At 64.0% G+C, this 14,892-nt stretch carries 12 protein-coding genes; 5 read left to right on the top strand and 7 right to left on the bottom strand.

Going from position 1 to position 14,892, the window contains the following annotated elements; translation table 11 throughout:
- Positions 1-13 precede the first annotated feature (13 nt).
- Positions 14-1,945, bottom strand: a complete 1,932-nt coding sequence (locus E5Z01_RS00855; RefSeq protein WP_135227639.1) for a carboxypeptidase-like regulatory domain-containing protein — start codon at positions 1,943-1,945, stop codon at positions 14-16.
- Between the two features lie 253 nt (positions 1,946-2,198).
- Between E5Z01_RS00855 and E5Z01_RS00850 the strand changes: the two genes are divergently transcribed.
- Positions 2,199-4,016 (top strand): N-acetylmuramoyl-L-alanine amidase family protein, encoded by a 1,818-nt coding sequence (locus tag E5Z01_RS00850; protein WP_135227638.1) that lies wholly within the window; start codon positions 2,199-2,201, stop codon positions 4,014-4,016.
- 67 nt (positions 4,017-4,083) lie between these two features.
- Here the strand turns inward: E5Z01_RS00850 and hemG are convergent, their stop codons facing one another.
- Positions 4,084-5,430 (bottom strand): protoporphyrinogen oxidase, encoded by a 1,347-nt coding sequence (gene hemG, locus E5Z01_RS00845; RefSeq protein ID WP_240738110.1) that lies wholly within the window; start codon positions 5,428-5,430, stop codon positions 4,084-4,086.
- Positions 5,427-6,377 (bottom strand): ferrochelatase, encoded by a 951-nt coding sequence (gene hemH, locus E5Z01_RS00840; RefSeq protein WP_135227637.1) that lies wholly within the window; start codon positions 6,375-6,377, stop codon positions 5,427-5,429. The genes hemG and hemH overlap by 4 nt, the downstream gene beginning before the upstream one ends.
- Positions 6,378-6,497: 120 nt before the next feature.
- Here hemH and E5Z01_RS00835 point away from each other — a divergent pair, with 120 nt between their 5' ends.
- Complete coding sequence (locus tag E5Z01_RS00835; protein ID WP_135227636.1) at positions 6,498-7,025, top strand: hypothetical protein; 528 nt, start codon at positions 6,498-6,500, stop codon at positions 7,023-7,025.
- Positions 7,026-7,045: 20 nt separating this feature from the next.
- On the opposite strand, the gene ilvD is transcribed toward E5Z01_RS00835, so the two are convergent.
- Together ilvD and hemE are read right to left on the bottom strand one after the other, a co-directional pair.
- Positions 7,046-8,875: a dihydroxy-acid dehydratase gene (gene ilvD / locus E5Z01_RS00830; RefSeq protein WP_135227635.1), complete on the bottom strand. Its 1,830-nt coding sequence runs from the start codon at positions 8,873-8,875 to the stop codon at positions 7,046-7,048.
- 144 nt (positions 8,876-9,019) lie between these two features.
- Positions 9,020-10,198 (bottom strand): uroporphyrinogen decarboxylase, encoded by a 1,179-nt coding sequence (gene hemE, locus E5Z01_RS00825; protein WP_135227634.1) that lies wholly within the window; start codon positions 10,196-10,198, stop codon positions 9,020-9,022.
- 118 nt (positions 10,199-10,316) lie between these two features.
- Here hemE and E5Z01_RS00820 point away from each other — a divergent pair, with 118 nt between their 5' ends.
- The 3 genes from E5Z01_RS00820 to E5Z01_RS00810 are packed head-to-tail and all read left to right on the top strand — an operon-like array spanning position 10,317 to position 13,729.
- Positions 10,317-11,108, top strand: a complete 792-nt coding sequence (locus E5Z01_RS00820) for a COG1361 family protein (RefSeq protein ID WP_135227633.1) — start codon at positions 10,317-10,319, stop codon at positions 11,106-11,108.
- Positions 11,105-11,842, top strand: a complete 738-nt coding sequence (locus tag E5Z01_RS00815; protein ID WP_167757700.1) for a hypothetical protein — start codon at positions 11,105-11,107, stop codon at positions 11,840-11,842. Before E5Z01_RS00820 ends, E5Z01_RS00815 begins: the two co-directional genes overlap by 4 nt.
- Positions 11,843-11,899: 57 nt before the next feature.
- A complete protein-coding gene (locus E5Z01_RS00810) occupies positions 11,900-13,729 on the top strand; it encodes an arginine--tRNA ligase (protein WP_135227631.1) in 1,830 nt (609 codons plus the stop codon).
- 50 nt (positions 13,730-13,779) lie between these two features.
- On the opposite strand, the gene E5Z01_RS00805 is transcribed toward E5Z01_RS00810, so the two are convergent.
- Both E5Z01_RS00805 and E5Z01_RS00800 read right to left on the bottom strand, forming a co-directional pair.
- Positions 13,780-14,352: a DUF402 domain-containing protein gene (locus E5Z01_RS00805; protein ID WP_135227630.1), complete on the bottom strand. Its 573-nt coding sequence runs from the start codon at positions 14,350-14,352 to the stop codon at positions 13,780-13,782.
- A gap of 56 nt (positions 14,353-14,408) precedes the next feature.
- A complete protein-coding gene (locus E5Z01_RS00800) occupies positions 14,409-14,882 on the bottom strand; it encodes a DUF3809 domain-containing protein (protein WP_135227629.1) in 474 nt (157 codons plus the stop codon).
- Positions 14,883-14,892: the final 10 nt, after the last annotated feature.

Raw genomic sequence — 14,892 nt, 5'->3', positions numbered from 1 at the left:
CTGGGGGCGGGACTCATTTGTCCCCGGTCACGAAGTCGAAGTTCTGGTTGACGCCGCGGGTCGTGGCGATGGGCAGCACGGGTGTGGACGTGGACGGCCAGGTGTACACCGAGTAGGCCGAGACGCGGTGATCCTCGTTGGGGGCGTACTTGTAGGCGATGGCCGAGTACAGTGCCCACTGGTAGGGACGCAGCGGCTGAAGGCTGAACTCGGCGGTGTCCGAATCCAGCAGCAGCGAGAAGGGCAGGCTGACCTCGTGCTTGGTGGTGTCCACCGGGAAGAAGTTACGCGGCTTTTCCAGGAACACGCTGGCGGTGTCGGTCAGGATCAGGTTGTCCTCGGTCGGCGGCGTCAGGCGGCTGCCGGACTGGATGTAGACCACGGACTGACCGGCGGGAATGCCGTTGCCACTGGCGCCGGTGCCTTCCTCGACCCGGAACAGGGCGTTGGGGGAAGAGCCGGGCAGGTTGTAGCCGGTGAGGTTGTAGAGGTCGCGCAGCCTGATGTTGTAGCCCGCGCCGTCCGCACCGATGGCCAGCTGGTTTTGCCGGATCACGAAGGTGGGGCGCAGGGAAACCCCGGTCGCCTCGTCGCCGGGAGAGACCAGCGTGGGCTGGAACTGCCCGATGGGCGTGGTCTGGGTGGTGTTGCTGGCCACGGTATTCGCGGCGCGCGCCACCACGCGGTAGGTGTAGGTCTTCCCGACGCTCAGGTCGGCGCTGTTGTCGCGGTAGTTGAAGGGGCGCTGCAGGGCGTCGGCCGAGCAGTTCTTGTTGTTGCCGCCCGAAACCGTGCCGATCTTGCGGAAGGTCGTGCCGTCGGTGGCGCGTTCCACGTCGAAGGCGTAGGGCTTGGCGGCGTCGGTCAGGTCGGTGTAGCACCAGCGCACATCCACGTAGATGCCCGAACCGCTGGGGGCGGCCTGGTTTTCCGGCGTGGCGGCGTTACCAGCAGCGTCGTTAGCGGGGGCGACGTAGGGGGTCGTCCAGGAACCTTCCTGTTTCAGGGTGAAGGCGGTGGCGGCAGCTTTGGTAGGCGCCAGCACGGTGTTCTTGGTCAGCGTGGAAGTCGTTTTCAGGATGATGGGAATGCTGTAGGTGGAGTAGTTGTAGTTGAAGTCCACCGCCATGATGTTCAGGAAGACTTTTTCCCCGGCGGCGGTGCCGTACCCGGACAGGAAGTTGGGCTGGTTCTTGCCGGGCAGCGTGACGCCCCCGGTGTCGAACATGCCGTCCACCAGATCCTGCGCGGGGTTGTAGATCCAGTTGTTGGTGGTGGTCGAGGAAGTCACCGCCGCACTGCCGGGAATACGCCCGAGCTGCGCGTACACGATGCGAACAGGCGGCACGTGGTCGGAGTCCGCCGCGGTCTTGACCTTGAAGTCCAGGGTGTCGGTGAAGGTGGTGCCCGAGATGGAGCTGCCGTCGGCGCGCGTGATGACCAGTTTGGCGGGCGTAGTGGTCGCCGAGGTATCGAAGGCGGGGCGCTGCACGATTCTCAGGCTGGTGGTGTCGGCGGTGGCGTCCACGCCGTAGAGGTCACTGCCGGCCATTCCCGCCTTGCGGGCCTTGAAGTCGTAGGTGCCCGAGGCGATCTTGGTGACCGTGAACATGCCGTTGGCGTCGGTGGTAAAGGTGCCGGCCAGCTGGCCGTTGTGGTAAAGCGTCACGGTGCTGCCGGCCACCGCGGCCCCGATGTTCTGGTCGACCACGGTGCCCGTGATGGTGCCGTTGCCCACCGGGTAGCTGTTGGCCGGCGGTTGCGTGCCGGGGTTGCCGGTGCCGGGGTTGCCGGTGCCGGGGTTGCCGGTGCCGGGGTTGCCGGTGCCGGGGTTGCCGGTGCCGGGGTCGGGCGTGGTGGCAGGGTTACAGCCCACCAGCAGGCCACTGAGAACCAGGGCTGCCCCGAGGGCAACGCTCTTGCGCTTGCGTGTCTTCAGAATCATGACTTCACTCCACTCCTGTCGGTAGGCGCCCGGACTTCACACTGGAAGCCACAAGGCAGGAAACAGCGTCCACCTCACCTGACGTGAGGCCGAATTAAGGGAACCTGAGAAGATTCTTGAGTCGAATACTAGTCGCTGCGGCGGGGCGACGTCAAGAAAATTTGGCGTGCATATGGTCAATATTACATTTAGGGTGGAAGGTGCGGGGCAGCGACTCGTGCGCCCTCCCTCATCCGAATCTTCGGGGGTCATCATGAATAAATTTCTGCTCAGTTCTCTGCTGCTCACCAGCTTCAGCGTCAGTGCCGCCCAGACCGCCACGCCCCCCGCACCCGCGTCGATCCTGGCCCCGGTCAGCGACGAAGCCATTTACATCGCGTATCCCGGCGATAAGTACGCCGTGGCTTTCGATCATGTGCTGATAGAAGGCAGCGTGAAACCCGGCGCGACCCTCAGCATCAGCGGCATGCCCACCCTGGTCGGCGCGGACGGCCTGTTTATCGAGTGGGTGCCGCTCAAGGAAGGCGAGAACACCCTGACCCTCTCCTCCACCCTGAACGGGCAGACCAGCACGCGGGAACTGAGAATCACCAGCACGCCCCCGAAAACCCTGACGGGCGCGGCGCAGATCGTGGAGGACAGTGCGCTGCCGGCCGTCGACCGGGTCGCGTATCTGCAACCCACGAACCTGGAGATGCGCGGCGTTCCCGTGAGTTTCACCGGCACGGCGGGCGGTAAAGCGACCTTCAAGGTGGGGGATCTGGGGCCGTTCCCGATGGTCGAGGGCAAGGCGGGCCAGTACGCGGGGACATTCATGCTGCCGGCGCAGCTGGCCGCCACGCCCGTGACGTTCAGCCTGACCGCCCCGGACGGCACCACGACCAGCGCCGGCACCAAAGGCAAACTGAGCGTCACGAACACCGGGCCGAGGGTCGCGGAGGTGACCGCCGCCATTCCGGGGCGCGGCATTCAGGCGGGGACGTTCGTGTGGCGCAACGGCGCCGGGCGCAACTACGTGGTGTACCCGCGCCCCGGCGCCCAGACCGTGATCGTGGGCGAGGAAGGCAGCACGTACACTGTGCAGGCGAGCAGCACCCTGACCCTCAATGCACCGAAATCCACACTGACCCTGAAGCCGGAAGGTACGCCCCTGCCGCGCGCCATCTTCACCAACATCAACGTGAAACGCGGGGCAGACTTCAGCGCCGTGCAACTGCTGCTGCCGGCAAAAGTGCCCTTCACGGTGGAACAGCAGGTCGGTGAGCAGACCTCGAGCTTCGACCTGCGCCTGTACCACACTATTGCGGACGTGGATTACATCGTGTCGGACTTCCCGGACGGCACCGTGAGGGACGTGCGCTGGTGGCAGGACGCCGACGGCGTGGCCCGCGTGCATGTGGATCTGAAAGGCCAGCCCTGGGGCTACGACGCCACCTACGACGACCAGAACGTGCTGACCCTGCGCGTGAAAGACGCCCCGAAACTGGACGTCCGCAGCCCGCTACAGGGCCGCACCATCGTCATCGACCCCGGACACGGCGGCACCGAGAACGGCGGGGCCGGCCCCCTGCGCGTCCCCGAGAAAGGCATCGACTTGGCCGTGGGCCTACGCGTCGCGGCCCTCCTGAAAGAGAAAGGCGCGAACGTGATCCTGACCCGCGACAGCGACGCGACGGTGCCCATCTACAACCGCCCGCTGCTGGCCGAGGAGAAAAACGCCGACCTGCTGGTCAGCATTCATGCTAATGCCCTGCCGGACGGCGTCGACCCGAAAACCCGGCGCGGCGCGGGCGTGTACTACTACCACCCGCAGGCCCGCGAACTGGCCGACAGTGTCCTCGGCAGCTTCCTGAAAACCATGCCGGACGTGGGAAACGACGGCATCCATTACCAGAACCTGGCGCTGACCCGCCCCACCACGCAATTGAGCATCCTGATCGAGATGGCTTTCCTGACCGACAAGGCCAACCTGCGCCTGATGATGAGCCCCACCGGACAGGAACGCTTCGCGCAGACCATTGCGCTGGGCATCGAGAAGTTCTACCGGGACGCGGCACTGAAACGGAAGTAACGGGGAGCATGCGAAAGGGGAAGAGCGGAAACAACGTTCTCTCTTCCCCTTTTCCCTACCTCCTCTGCTAGGCCTCTGCGGCCCGCAGGATCATCACTTCCCGCGCCATCGTGCGCCCGGCGTTCACGCAGTCGGGAATGCCGACGCCGGTGAAACTGGCGCCGCCAATTTTCACGTTGGGGGGCAGGCTCTGGCGGATGCGGGCCAGTTGTTCCAGGTGACCGACCTGATAGGCGGGGTTTTTGCCGCGCCAATCACCGTACCAGTGGTCGAGGGGGGCTTCTTTCGCCCCCAGCAGGCGCCCGACTTCCTTGACCGCTTCACGGTAGGCGGCCATAGGTTCCAGCCCGACGAAAAAGCAGCGCACCAGAACGTGGCCTTCGGGGGCGCGGCCGTGCAACTTGGCGCTGTGAACGGTCATGGCCTTCAGCGGGATGCCCTCACTGGCGTCCACCAGCAGGCCGTGCATGTTCATGTCGAACTCGATGTCCTCCCGGCGATACGCCAGGGTCACCGCGACGGAACTGTTGGCCCTGAGTTCGCCGACCAGCTGCGCGGTTTCTGGGAACCCCTGCGACAGCATGGGCGCGGCGTACCACGCCGGCAGGGCCAGGATCACACCACTCCCGGCCACCTTCTCGCCGCCCGCCAGCGTGACGCCGTCCGGGTGAACGCGCAAAACCGGCGTGTTCAGCCGCACTTCACCCGTGAGTTTCGCCGCGATGGCTGCCGGGAGGGCCCCCATGCCCTCCCGGAACGACATGAAAATAGGCCCGCTGGCCCGTGGGGTCGCCCGACTCCCGGTGATCAGCGAGCCGTAGTCCTGCTCCATTTTCAGGAACTGCGGGAAGGCGGCCTGCATGCTCAGTTCGTAAGGATTCGCCACGTAGATGCCCGCCGCGATGGGCACGATGAAATTCAGGGCTTCCTCCCCGAATCGCCGGATCACGAACGACGCCAGGGACTCGTCCTCGGCGGTCGGAGGCTTAGGGGGAACATTTACCTCATTCAGAAACCGCTCGGTGCCCCCTGGCGACAGCACCCCGCTGGCCCGGAACGCCTCGTCGTCCAGCGGAACGAACATCTTCAGGTGGCCGGGAAAATCCAGCAGGCGCCCGCCGCGCAGGAAATACAACTTCTTCGTGTCCTCACGCGGGTGAATGGCCTCGGCTTCCAGCCCCACCTCGCGCGCCAGTTGCGCCGCGTAAGGCTTGCCGAGAATGAACGCGTCCGCCGCCTTCTCGATCAGGAACCCCTCGTCCGTGAGGGTGGTTTCCACCTTGCCCCCCAGCAGGCCACTCGCCTCGAAAAGCACGTAGGGCACGTTCTGCTGCTGCAATTCCCACGCGGCGGCCAGGCCGGTCATGCCGCCGCCCACGATAAGAACGGGGGCCGGGGCAGTGCTTTCATTCACAGGGCGGCCACCTTGCGCTCGATCACGCTGGCCAGCGTGCCGATAAACAGCGGATCCGTGTTGAGCGCGGGCGGGCGCACCAGCGTCATGCCGAGTTCCTGCGCGACTTCCTGCGCGGCGATGTCGATGTCGAACAGAATTTCCACGTGATCCGAGACGAAGCCGACGGGAACACTCACGACTTTTTTCACGCCTTTTGCGGCGAGGTCGTGCATGTGCTCGTCGAGTTGCGGCCCGAGCCACGGTTCCGGGCTGCGTCCGGCGGACTGGTAACTCCAGGACCACTGGTCGCCCCGCAGGCCCGCGTGAGTGGCGATCAGGTGGGCGCTTTCCAGCAGTTGTTTGGAGTACGGGTCGCCTTCCTTCTCGATGCGAACGGGCAGGCTGTGCGCCGAGAGGATCACGTGAACGTCGCCCCGTTCGGCTTCGGGGAAGCTCTGAATGCCTGCGCGCACGCGGTCGGCCAGGGCGGTGATGTAACCGGGTTCGGTGTGGTAATCGTCGATAAAAGCAAAGTCGATGTGACCGTGGTACATCTCCAGCGCGGCCTTGATCTTCTTCTGGTACTTCGCCACGCTGAGGGACGAGTAGTGCGGCGCGAGCACGATGGCGACCGCCTGCGTGATGCCGTCGTCGAGCATGTCGCGCACAGCGTCCTCGATCCACGGTGACCAGTGCCGCATGCCGATGTAGGCCCTCAGGGGTCGGCGGGTGCTTTCCAGTTGCCGCATGGTGGCGTCCACCTGAGCGCGCGTGAACTCCGGCAGCGGCGACTTGCCGCCGATCTGGCGGTAATTGTTGGTAATTTCGTCCAGCACGGCGGAAGACGTGACGCGTCCGGCGCGAATATCGGACAGGTAACCGGGCATGTCGTCCAGCGACTCGGGGCCGCCGTAAGCCATGAAAAGAATGCCGATGGGCGCGGTCTGGTCAGCTTGTGTCGTCATGGTTTCTCCTGAGAACGCCGGGCAAGCGGCGACAAAATCGTTTCGGGCGGGGCGCGTGGTGCCTTATGGTGCAGGAAAGTGGTGCAGAAAAGGGCGTCACGCGGCTTCTGGAGGTTCACTATGCAATTTCACCTGAAAACTTTTGCCCTGGCCGCCTTCCTGCTGGGTTCATCCGCGCAGGCGAGGCCCACGGTGCTGGACTACTGGATGAAAGTGAGGGCTCAGTTTCCAGGCGTGACCTTTGTGAATGCGGACCTGGCGAACGATTACCTTGAATTTGGTGGCGCGTGGGAGGGCGGCGGGCAGATGGCCGTGTGGCGTTACCAGGGCCGTGACCTGATTGGCCTGATGACCACCGGCTGCGGCCCGGTGTGCGTCACGACGGTGTTCAAATTCCTTGATCCTCAGCAGGGGTTCAGGGACGTGACCCGGCAGGTCATGCCGAAACTGGATGAGGCCGCCCTCCTGAAAGCAAACCGCGTCAAGGTCAAGGATATCGGTGGGGAGCCGGGCTTCTACACCTTTGAACTGCCGCAGCATGGAACGACCATCCATATCGTGAGTGGGTACGACCGGGAGGCGGTGCTGGCCAAGCTGGTGTTCGACCAGAAAACGGGACGCTTCCGTTTCCAGGTGGTGAAACCGTAAGCGCCCTGGCACTGAAGGCTCTAAATGTTCCGGACAGCGCCTTTGGCGGCACTGGTGGTCATGCTCGCGTAAGCGCGTAACGCCGCGGTGATTTTGCGGGGACGGGCTTCGGCGGGTTTCCAGCCCAGCTCCTCGCGTCGGGCGCGGCGGGCGGCCAGTTCCGCGTCGTCCACCGCGAGGTGAATGGTGCGGTTCGGAATGTCGATTTCAATGGTGTCCCCGGTTTCGACCAGGCCAATCGTGCCGCCTTCCGCCGCTTCAGGCGAAACGTGACCGATGGACAGGCCGCTGCTTCCCCCGCTGAAACGCCCGTCGGTGACCAGCGCGCAGGCTTTTCCCAGCCCCCTGGATTTCAGGTAACTGGTGGGGTATAGCATTTCCTGCATGCCGGGGCCACCGCGTGGGCCTTCGTAGCGGATCAGCACGACCTCGCCTTCGACCACGTCACCGCCGAGAATGCCGTCCACAGCGGCGTCCTGCGACTCGAAGACGCGGGCGGTGCCGGTGAATTTCAGGATGCTCTCGTCCACGCCGGCGGTCTTGACGATGCAGCCGTCCTCCGCGAGATTACCGTAAAGCACGGCCAGCCCGCCATCCTGCGAGAAGGCGTGCCCGGCCGCGCGAATCACGCCGCTTTCGCGATCCGTGTCCAGTTCGCGGTAACGGCGCGACTGCGAGAAGGCGAACACCGTGGGAATCCCGCCCGGCGCGGCGCGGTAGAACTCGTGGGTTGCCTCGTTCTGCGTGCGGGTCACGTCCCAGGTGTTCAGGGCGTCCTGCAGGGTGCCCGAGTGGACGGTGGTCACGCTGGTGTTCAGCAGCCCGGCGTTCTCCAGTTGTCCCAGGATCGCCATGATGCCCCCAGCGCGGTGAACGTCTTCCATGTGAACGTCGGCCTTGGCAGGCGCGACCTTGCACAGCACCGGAACGCGGCGCGACAGGCGGTCGATGTCCTGCATGGTGAAGTCCACGCCCGCCTCGTGGGCGGCGGCCAGCAGGTGCAGCACGGTATTCGTGGAACCGCCCATGGCGATGTCCAGGGTCATGGCGTTCTCGAACGCTTCAAACGTGGCGATGTTGCGCGGCAGAACGCCCTCGTCGTCGCCCTCGTAATAGCGTTTGGCCAGGTCGACGATCAGGTGCCCAGCGCGTTTGAACAGGTTCTGACGGTCACTGTGCGTCGCCAGCACCGAACCGTTTCCCGGTAGCGACAGGCCCAGCGCCTCGGTGAGGCAGTTCATCGAGTTCGCCGTGAACATGCCCGAGCAGGAACCGCAGGTGGGACAGGCGCTGCGCTCGACCAGGTCGAGGTCTTCCTGACTCACGCTGTCGTCGGCGGCCATGACCATCGCGTCCACCAGGTCAAGGGCTTTCTCGCCCTCCCCGAGGCGCACCTTGCCGGCTTCCATGGGGCCACCGGACACGAACACGACGGGAATATTCAGGCGCAGCGCGGCCATCAGCATGCCGGGGGTGATCTTGTCGCAATTGCTGATGCACACCATCGCGTCGGCGCAGTGGGCGTTCACCATGTACTCCACGCTGTCAGCAATGATTTCGCGGCTGGGCAGCGAGTACAGCATGCCGTCGTGACCCATGGCGATACCGTCGTCCACGGCAATGGTGTTGAACTCCTTGGCCACGCCGCCCGCCGCCTCGATTTCACGGGCGACCAGCTGGCCCAGGTCTTTCAGATGCACGTGACCCGGCACGAACTGCGTGAAGGAATTGACCACCGCGATGATCGGCTTCTGAAAATCCCCTTCCTGCATCCCCGTCGCCCGCCACAGTGCGCGGGCGCCCGCCATGTTGCGGCCTTCGGTGGTGGTTCTGGAACGGTAAGTAGGCATGGTTGATTTTCCGTCCTTTTGAAGCTCGTGGCGGAGTGGTGTCTAAAAGTGGGCTTCAGACTGCGCCGGGATGCCCGGTGTTCTCCTCTCCCCTCTCCGGACGCGTAGCGGAGCAGAGAAGGCAGCTGTCAGCCCAGCCTCACTTCACTGACTGGTTTTCTCGTGTACGTAGTCTGTGACGCGCCGCACGGCGTCCATGGGCGTTTCCGGCAGCAGCCCGTGGCCGACGTTGAAGATGTGGCCGGGGCGTCCATTCGCTTCGGCCAGCACGCGGTCGGTCTGGTGCTTCAGTTCGCGCCAGGGGGCCTGCATCAGCAGCGGGTCGATGTTTCCCTGAATGCTCTGGCCGGGTTGCAGGAGTTTCCAGGCGTCATCCAGCGGCAGGCGCCAGTCGGCGCCGACCACACGGGTGCCCATGCTGGCCATGTCGGGCATCAGGTGGGTGGCACCGGTGCCAAAGTAGATGACGGGAACGCCCAGGGCCTTCACGCGCTCGATCAGGCGGGCGGTGGCGGGCTTCACGAAGGTGCGGTAGTCGTAGACCGACAGGGCGCCGACCCAAGAGTCGAAGATCTGCACGGCACTCGCGCCGGCCTTCACCTGTTCGGTGAGGTAATCGGCCAGCAGCGCCTCGAATTTGCCCATCAGGCGTTCCCAGGCGGCCGGCTCGGCGTACATGAAGCGCTTGGTCTTCTCGTAGTTGCGGCTGCCTTTGCCCTCGATGGCGTAACTGGCGAGCGTGAACGGCGCCCCCACAAAGCCGATCAACGGCAGGCCGCGCGAATTGAGTTCGGGCACGATCAGTTTGATGCTTTCTGCGGTGTAAGGCATGCTTTCTGCGGTCGCGGGAACGCCCAGCATGTCCACGTCCTTCGGGCTGGAAATGGGGTTGTGGATCACCGGGCCGACGCCGCCCACGAAGTCCAGGTCGAGGCCCATGGTGGGCAGCGGCGTCAGGATGTCGTTGAACAGAATGGCGGCGTCCAGCGGAAAGGCCTTGATGGGTTGCAAGGTGATTTCGGCGGCCAGATCCGGCGTGCGGATGCAGTCCAGCATGCTTTTGCCAGCGCGGAGGGCGCGGTATTCGGGCATGTAGCGCCCGGCCTGCCGCATGAACCATACCGGCGTGTGCGGGGCCTGTTCACCGCGCGCCGTTTTCAGGAAGGCGGAATCGAGGACTTTCGGGTCGGTGGCGGGCTTGCTGACGGCTGGCCGGCCAGGAACGCGCCCGATGGACGGGTCTTGCGCGGCGGGATGGGCGGTGTCGGGCCTGGTGGCCGTGGGCTGGGGTTCCGGCACCTGTTCGCTTTGAGGTCGAGTCACGCCCGGCAGCTTAGCGCCGCGCCCAGACCTGAAAAGTCCCGTACCGTCCGGTCAGTCAGGAACAGAAGGTTCGTCGAGGTGTTCAGAACCCCGTCAACGAAAACAGGGACAGTGAGCCATGCGCCGTCTGCTCGCCTGCCTGTTGCCCTTCCTGCTGTCACCTGCCGCTTCGGCCCAGGTCAAAGTGCGGCTGGGAGCCGATCCGAGCGTTTACCGCCCATTCACGCTGGACGCGCTGGCGGGGCAACCTGTGCGCCTGCCCGTGGTAGTGGCGAACTATACGAGAATCCCCCTGACAGTCGGCAACGTCCTGCTGGATGGGAGCATTCCCTGCCCCATGTTCAAGGTGTTCGACAAGGCGGGCGGCGCACCGCAGGTGTTCAATCCAGCCCTGGCAAATTGCATTGTCGGCAAGTCCGTTACCCTCGCACCCGGACAGAAGAAAACATTTCAGGTGGATGTTCCGTTCCGTCTCACTCCGGGCGAGTACACCGCCATCGTGACCGTGCCCACTTTCCCGAACCCCACGCCGGCCAGCACCACCCTTCGCATTGGGCCGGGGCCCCTAATTCCGCAGTTGCGAATTCCGAAGGATTTGCAAGCGGGACAACCCATTCCCGTCAGCGTGGCTTTCACGAATATATGGCGCAGTAAGACCAGCATTGACCTTCGGCTGTGCATTACGGGGCTAATTATCCGCAACCAGCACGGGAAAGTCGTCTTCGACAACCGCCGGGAACGTCTGGCCTGCCCCGACATTCTGAATGAAACGACCTTTCAGCCGGGCCAAACCATCACCAAGCCGCTTTTTTACACCGGACAGCAGCCCTTAAAACTTCCCGCCGGACAGTACACTGCAATTTTGTGGGGCCACTGGAATACGTCAAAGACCTTTGCGGTGAAACCATGAAATGGCTTGCAGCGCTGATTATCTCCTGTCTCCTGCCTGCGGCTTCCGCTGAGGGTTTGAAATTCGCGGTGTACCCGCCTAAAGATGCCATCCTCGGTGAGCCGATCACTTTCACGGTGCTGCTGGAGAACACCGGGAAGAAGGCAGAGAAATTCAACATTTACACCTGTCCAGTCACGTCAATAACGAGTCAGTGGACGCGGAAAGTGGTGGGGGAAATTAAGGCTTGCATTGAACCGTTGACGGACATCACGATTCCGCCGGGTGGACGGCACATTCAGAAGGTCAACTACTCCAAGCTTCTGGCTTTCGGGCCTTATAAAGCGGTCATTTCATTGAATGACACGTTAAATGGACACAAGACTACTCTGACGACATTTTTTACGGTTCATCAGGCTCCGCAAGTGGTTCAGCAGGTCGTCATGCCGCCTGTGGTGCTGGCCGAGAAGCCAGTCACGGTTCAAGTGAGGACGCGTAACATTTCCAGCAAGGTTTTCTCGCAGGATTTACGCCTGTGCGGCACGAAATTTCTGATTCGTGACCGGCGAGGCAAAACGATGTTTGAAACGCCTTCTACACAACCTTGCACGGGAGATCTGAGACCAACCACCTTGAAACCGGGTGAAAGCCACCTGGAAAGCTGGCCTTTGCGGATCAAGTTGAAGCCGGGAGTTTACGAGATACAACACTGGGGGTTGTTTGGCACGCCCATGACAAAATTCGAGATCCGCTAGACCGCTTCAGTCATCTGCCCTTAGCCGCTTTGCCCGTTTGCCCTTTAGACTGCCGTAATGGATTTGAAGGTGCAGTTGAAAGCAGCAGTGGAAGCGGCGGCGCAGCAGATGGGCATTCCGGTGGAGGCGGCCATTCAGGAAACGCCGTCCACCAAGCCCGGCGATTACGGCACGCCCGCCGCGTTCCAGATGGCGAAGGCTGGCGGAGGGAACCCGGCGCAGATCGCGGCGAAACTGGCGGAGACGGTGGTGCTGCCGGCGGGAATCAAGCGCGTGGAAGCGGCGGGGCCGTTCCTGAATTTCTTTCTGGACGTGCCGGCGTTCGTGCGTGGCGTGGTGGAGCAGCCGTTCCAGATGCCGGAGCGCCACGGCAAGGTGATCATCGAGCACACCAGCGTGAACCCCAACAAAGAGCTGCACGTGGGGCACCTGCGCAACGTGATTCTGGGTGATAGCATGGCGCGGATTTTCCGGGCAGCCGGTCACACCGTGGAAGTGCAGAATTACATCGACGACACCGGGCGTCAGGCGGCCGAGTCGCTGTTCGCGGTGGAACATTACAACCGCGAGTGGGACGGCGTGCAGAAGTACGACCACTGGCTGGGCGAGGGGTACGTGCAGCTCAACGCCGACCCGGCGAAGGAAACGCTGGAACCCGGCATCCGCGAGCTCATGCACAAGCTGGAAGCCGGGGTGCTGCGCCCTTTCGTGGAGCAGACCGTGAAGGCGCAGCTGGAGACGTGCTTCAAGATGGGCGCGCGCTACGACCTGCTGAACTGGGAGTCGGACGTGGTGGGCAGCGGCTTTCTGAAGCAGGCCATGGACATTCTGGAAGCCAGCCCGTACACGACCCACCCGCAGGAAGGCAAGTACCAGGGCGCGTTCGTGATGAACGTGTCCGAGTTCATGCCAGGCCTGGAGGAACCCAACGTGGTGTTGGTGCGTTCGGACGGCACGGCCACCTATACGGCCAAGGACATCGGCTACCAGTTCTGGAAGTTCGGGCTGTTCGAGGGCATGAAGTTTAAGCCCTTTATGACTGACCCCGACGGGAACGAGATCTGGACGAGCGCCCCCGACGGCCAGCCCGACGCGGCCAGGCGCTTCGGCCACGCAGTGGAGGTCATCAACGTGATCGATTCACGCCAGGAGCACCCGCAGACGGTGGTCAGGTCGTCGCTGGGCGTGGCGGGCGAGACTGGCAAGAAAGAACACAGCGTTCACCTCTCCTACGCGTTCGTGACGCTGGAAGGCAAGACCATCAGCGGGCGCAAAGGGCACGCGCTGGCCGCCGACACTGCGCTGGAGGAGGCCGGCAAACGGGGGTTCGCAGAGTTGACGAGCAAGAACCCGGAACTGGCCGGGCGCGGGGACGCGCAGGAGATCGCGCGGCGCATCGGCGTGGGGGCTCTGCGTTTCGCCATGCTGCGGAACGAACCCACGCGGGCCTTCGACTTCAACCTCGATCAGGTCATCTCGCTGAACGGCGACACCGCGCCTTACGTGCAGTACGCGGCGGTGCGGGCGGCGAACATTCTGCGCCGGGCCCAGGAAGCCGGGTACGCCACCGACGGCACAGGCGCCGACTGGGACGCCCTGCCGGACGTGGATCTGGTGCTGGCCAAGCAGGTGGCGAAACTGCCGGAAGTGGTGGCGCAGAGCGTGCGTATTCACTCGCCGCACGTGGTGGCCCAGTACGCGCTCGACCTGGCGACCAGTTTCAACGCCTGGTACAACGCCAAAGACAGGAAGGGGAAACCGGCCACCAACGTCCTGCAATCCGACGAGGGGCTGCGTGAGGCCCGCCTGGCCCTGGTGGCCCGCCTGCGTCAGGCCTTCGAGGAGACGCTTGACCTGATCGGCATCGAGATTCCTGCCGCGATGTAAAAGACAGGGCTGTGGGCTCTGGGGCAACCCCTCAAAGTCCATGGCCCGGTTCAGGCGTGGGCCGGGCTCGGCGGCGCACCTTCACCGTGTGGCGCGTCCCAGTCGAGCTGGACGCCCTGACTTGTGGCCCAGGTGTGCAGGTTGAACTGGGCCGCACTGAGGGCACTCAGGGTGCGGTGCGCGACTTCCAGGGCCAGGTGCAGTTCAGCATGGGTGATGAACCCGGCGGCGTGCCCGGCGATCAGTTCGTCGGTGTCCACGATGACGGCGCTGTGCCCCTCGCGCAGCACCACGTCCAGGTACAGGTCCCGCACCGTCCAGAGGTCGTCCTGAACGCTGATCAGGGCCACGTCCAGGTAGTAATCGTGTTCGCGCTGGTGGTGGAAGTCGTAGTGGCACACCACCAGGTTGTGGGCCGGCAGCAGGTGCGCCTGCCAGTGGCGGATGCGCGGGTGACGCTGGAAGGGGCGCGAGACGAACAGGCCGTGCGGTTCCGGGCGGTAGGTGTGAACGGAACGCACACCGGTGTTGGTGTGGTGCGTCCTGTTTCTGGTGTCGTGGCGTTCGGTTTTAACGGGGTGAGGGGTGACTGGGGGGGCCTTCGGGGGGAACGCGACAGTCATGCTCAAGCTTACGGGTTCCGAACCGCCCTGGCTACGTTTTGAGTGCTTTGCTGCGCTTACTCAGGGGTAGGCAGGGCCGCCTCAAGGTCTCGCGGCAGGGCCTCGGCCACGCGCATAAGCGTGCGCTGGGCAGCGGCACTCACCATCTTCTCGAAGGCCGCGCTGCCCCAGCCGGGCACGTCAGGCAGGGTCACATGCGCCGTGAAATGAAAGCGGAAGGTCATGTCCGCCGTCGGGATAACACTGGCCCGCCCATCGACGGCCACCCAGTTCCGATCCGGCAGGGTCAGGGCTTGCAGGCTGGCCCCGTCCGGCTCCTGCTGCAACTGCGAGGCGAAGGGCAGGTAAATGTCCCCCAGGCCGGGCGTTTTTACGGTCAGGTGGCCGCCCACTTGCCCGTCCCGGTTGGTCAAGTCGGAGAGAAAGCGCACGCGGGCCAGGGACACCTCGGGCGAACGCACGAAGCGCAGGGCCTCATCAAAGCCGCGCGGGTGCTTCAGGGTAAACGTCTGAGCAGATTCCAGAATCACTGACTTCGCC

The organism is Deinococcus fonticola, assembly GCF_004634215.1.
Taxonomy (GTDB): Bacteria; Deinococcota; Deinococci; order Deinococcales; family Deinococcaceae; genus Deinococcus; species Deinococcus fonticola.
This window is presented reverse-complemented; position numbering and strand designations above follow the sequence as displayed.

Bases quoted from the DNA above. Each gene is read 5' to 3' on its own strand.
- E5Z01_RS00855 (WP_135227639.1), bottom strand. From the start codon at position 1,945: ATGATTCTGAAGACACGCAAGCGCAAGAGCGTTGCCCTCGGGGCAGCC.
- E5Z01_RS00850 (WP_135227638.1), top strand. From the start codon at position 2,199: ATGAATAAATTTCTGCTCAGTTCTCTGCTGCTCACCAGCTTCAGCGTC.
- hemH (WP_135227637.1), bottom strand. From the start codon at position 6,377: ATGACGACACAAGCTGACCAGACCGCGCCCATCGGCATTCTTTTCATG.
- E5Z01_RS00835 (WP_135227636.1), top strand. From the start codon at position 6,498: ATGCAATTTCACCTGAAAACTTTTGCCCTGGCCGCCTTCCTGCTGGGT.
- ilvD (WP_135227635.1), bottom strand. From the start codon at position 8,875: ATGCCTACTTACCGTTCCAGAACCACCACCGAAGGCCGCAACATGGCG.
- E5Z01_RS00820 (WP_135227633.1), top strand. From the start codon at position 10,317: ATGCGCCGTCTGCTCGCCTGCCTGTTGCCCTTCCTGCTGTCACCTGCC.
- E5Z01_RS00815 (WP_167757700.1), top strand. From the start codon at position 11,105: ATGAAATGGCTTGCAGCGCTGATTATCTCCTGTCTCCTGCCTGCGGCT.
- E5Z01_RS00810 (WP_135227631.1), top strand. From the start codon at position 11,900: ATGGATTTGAAGGTGCAGTTGAAAGCAGCAGTGGAAGCGGCGGCGCAG.
- E5Z01_RS00805 (WP_135227630.1), bottom strand. From the start codon at position 14,352: ATGACTGTCGCGTTCCCCCCGAAGGCCCCCCCAGTCACCCCTCACCCC.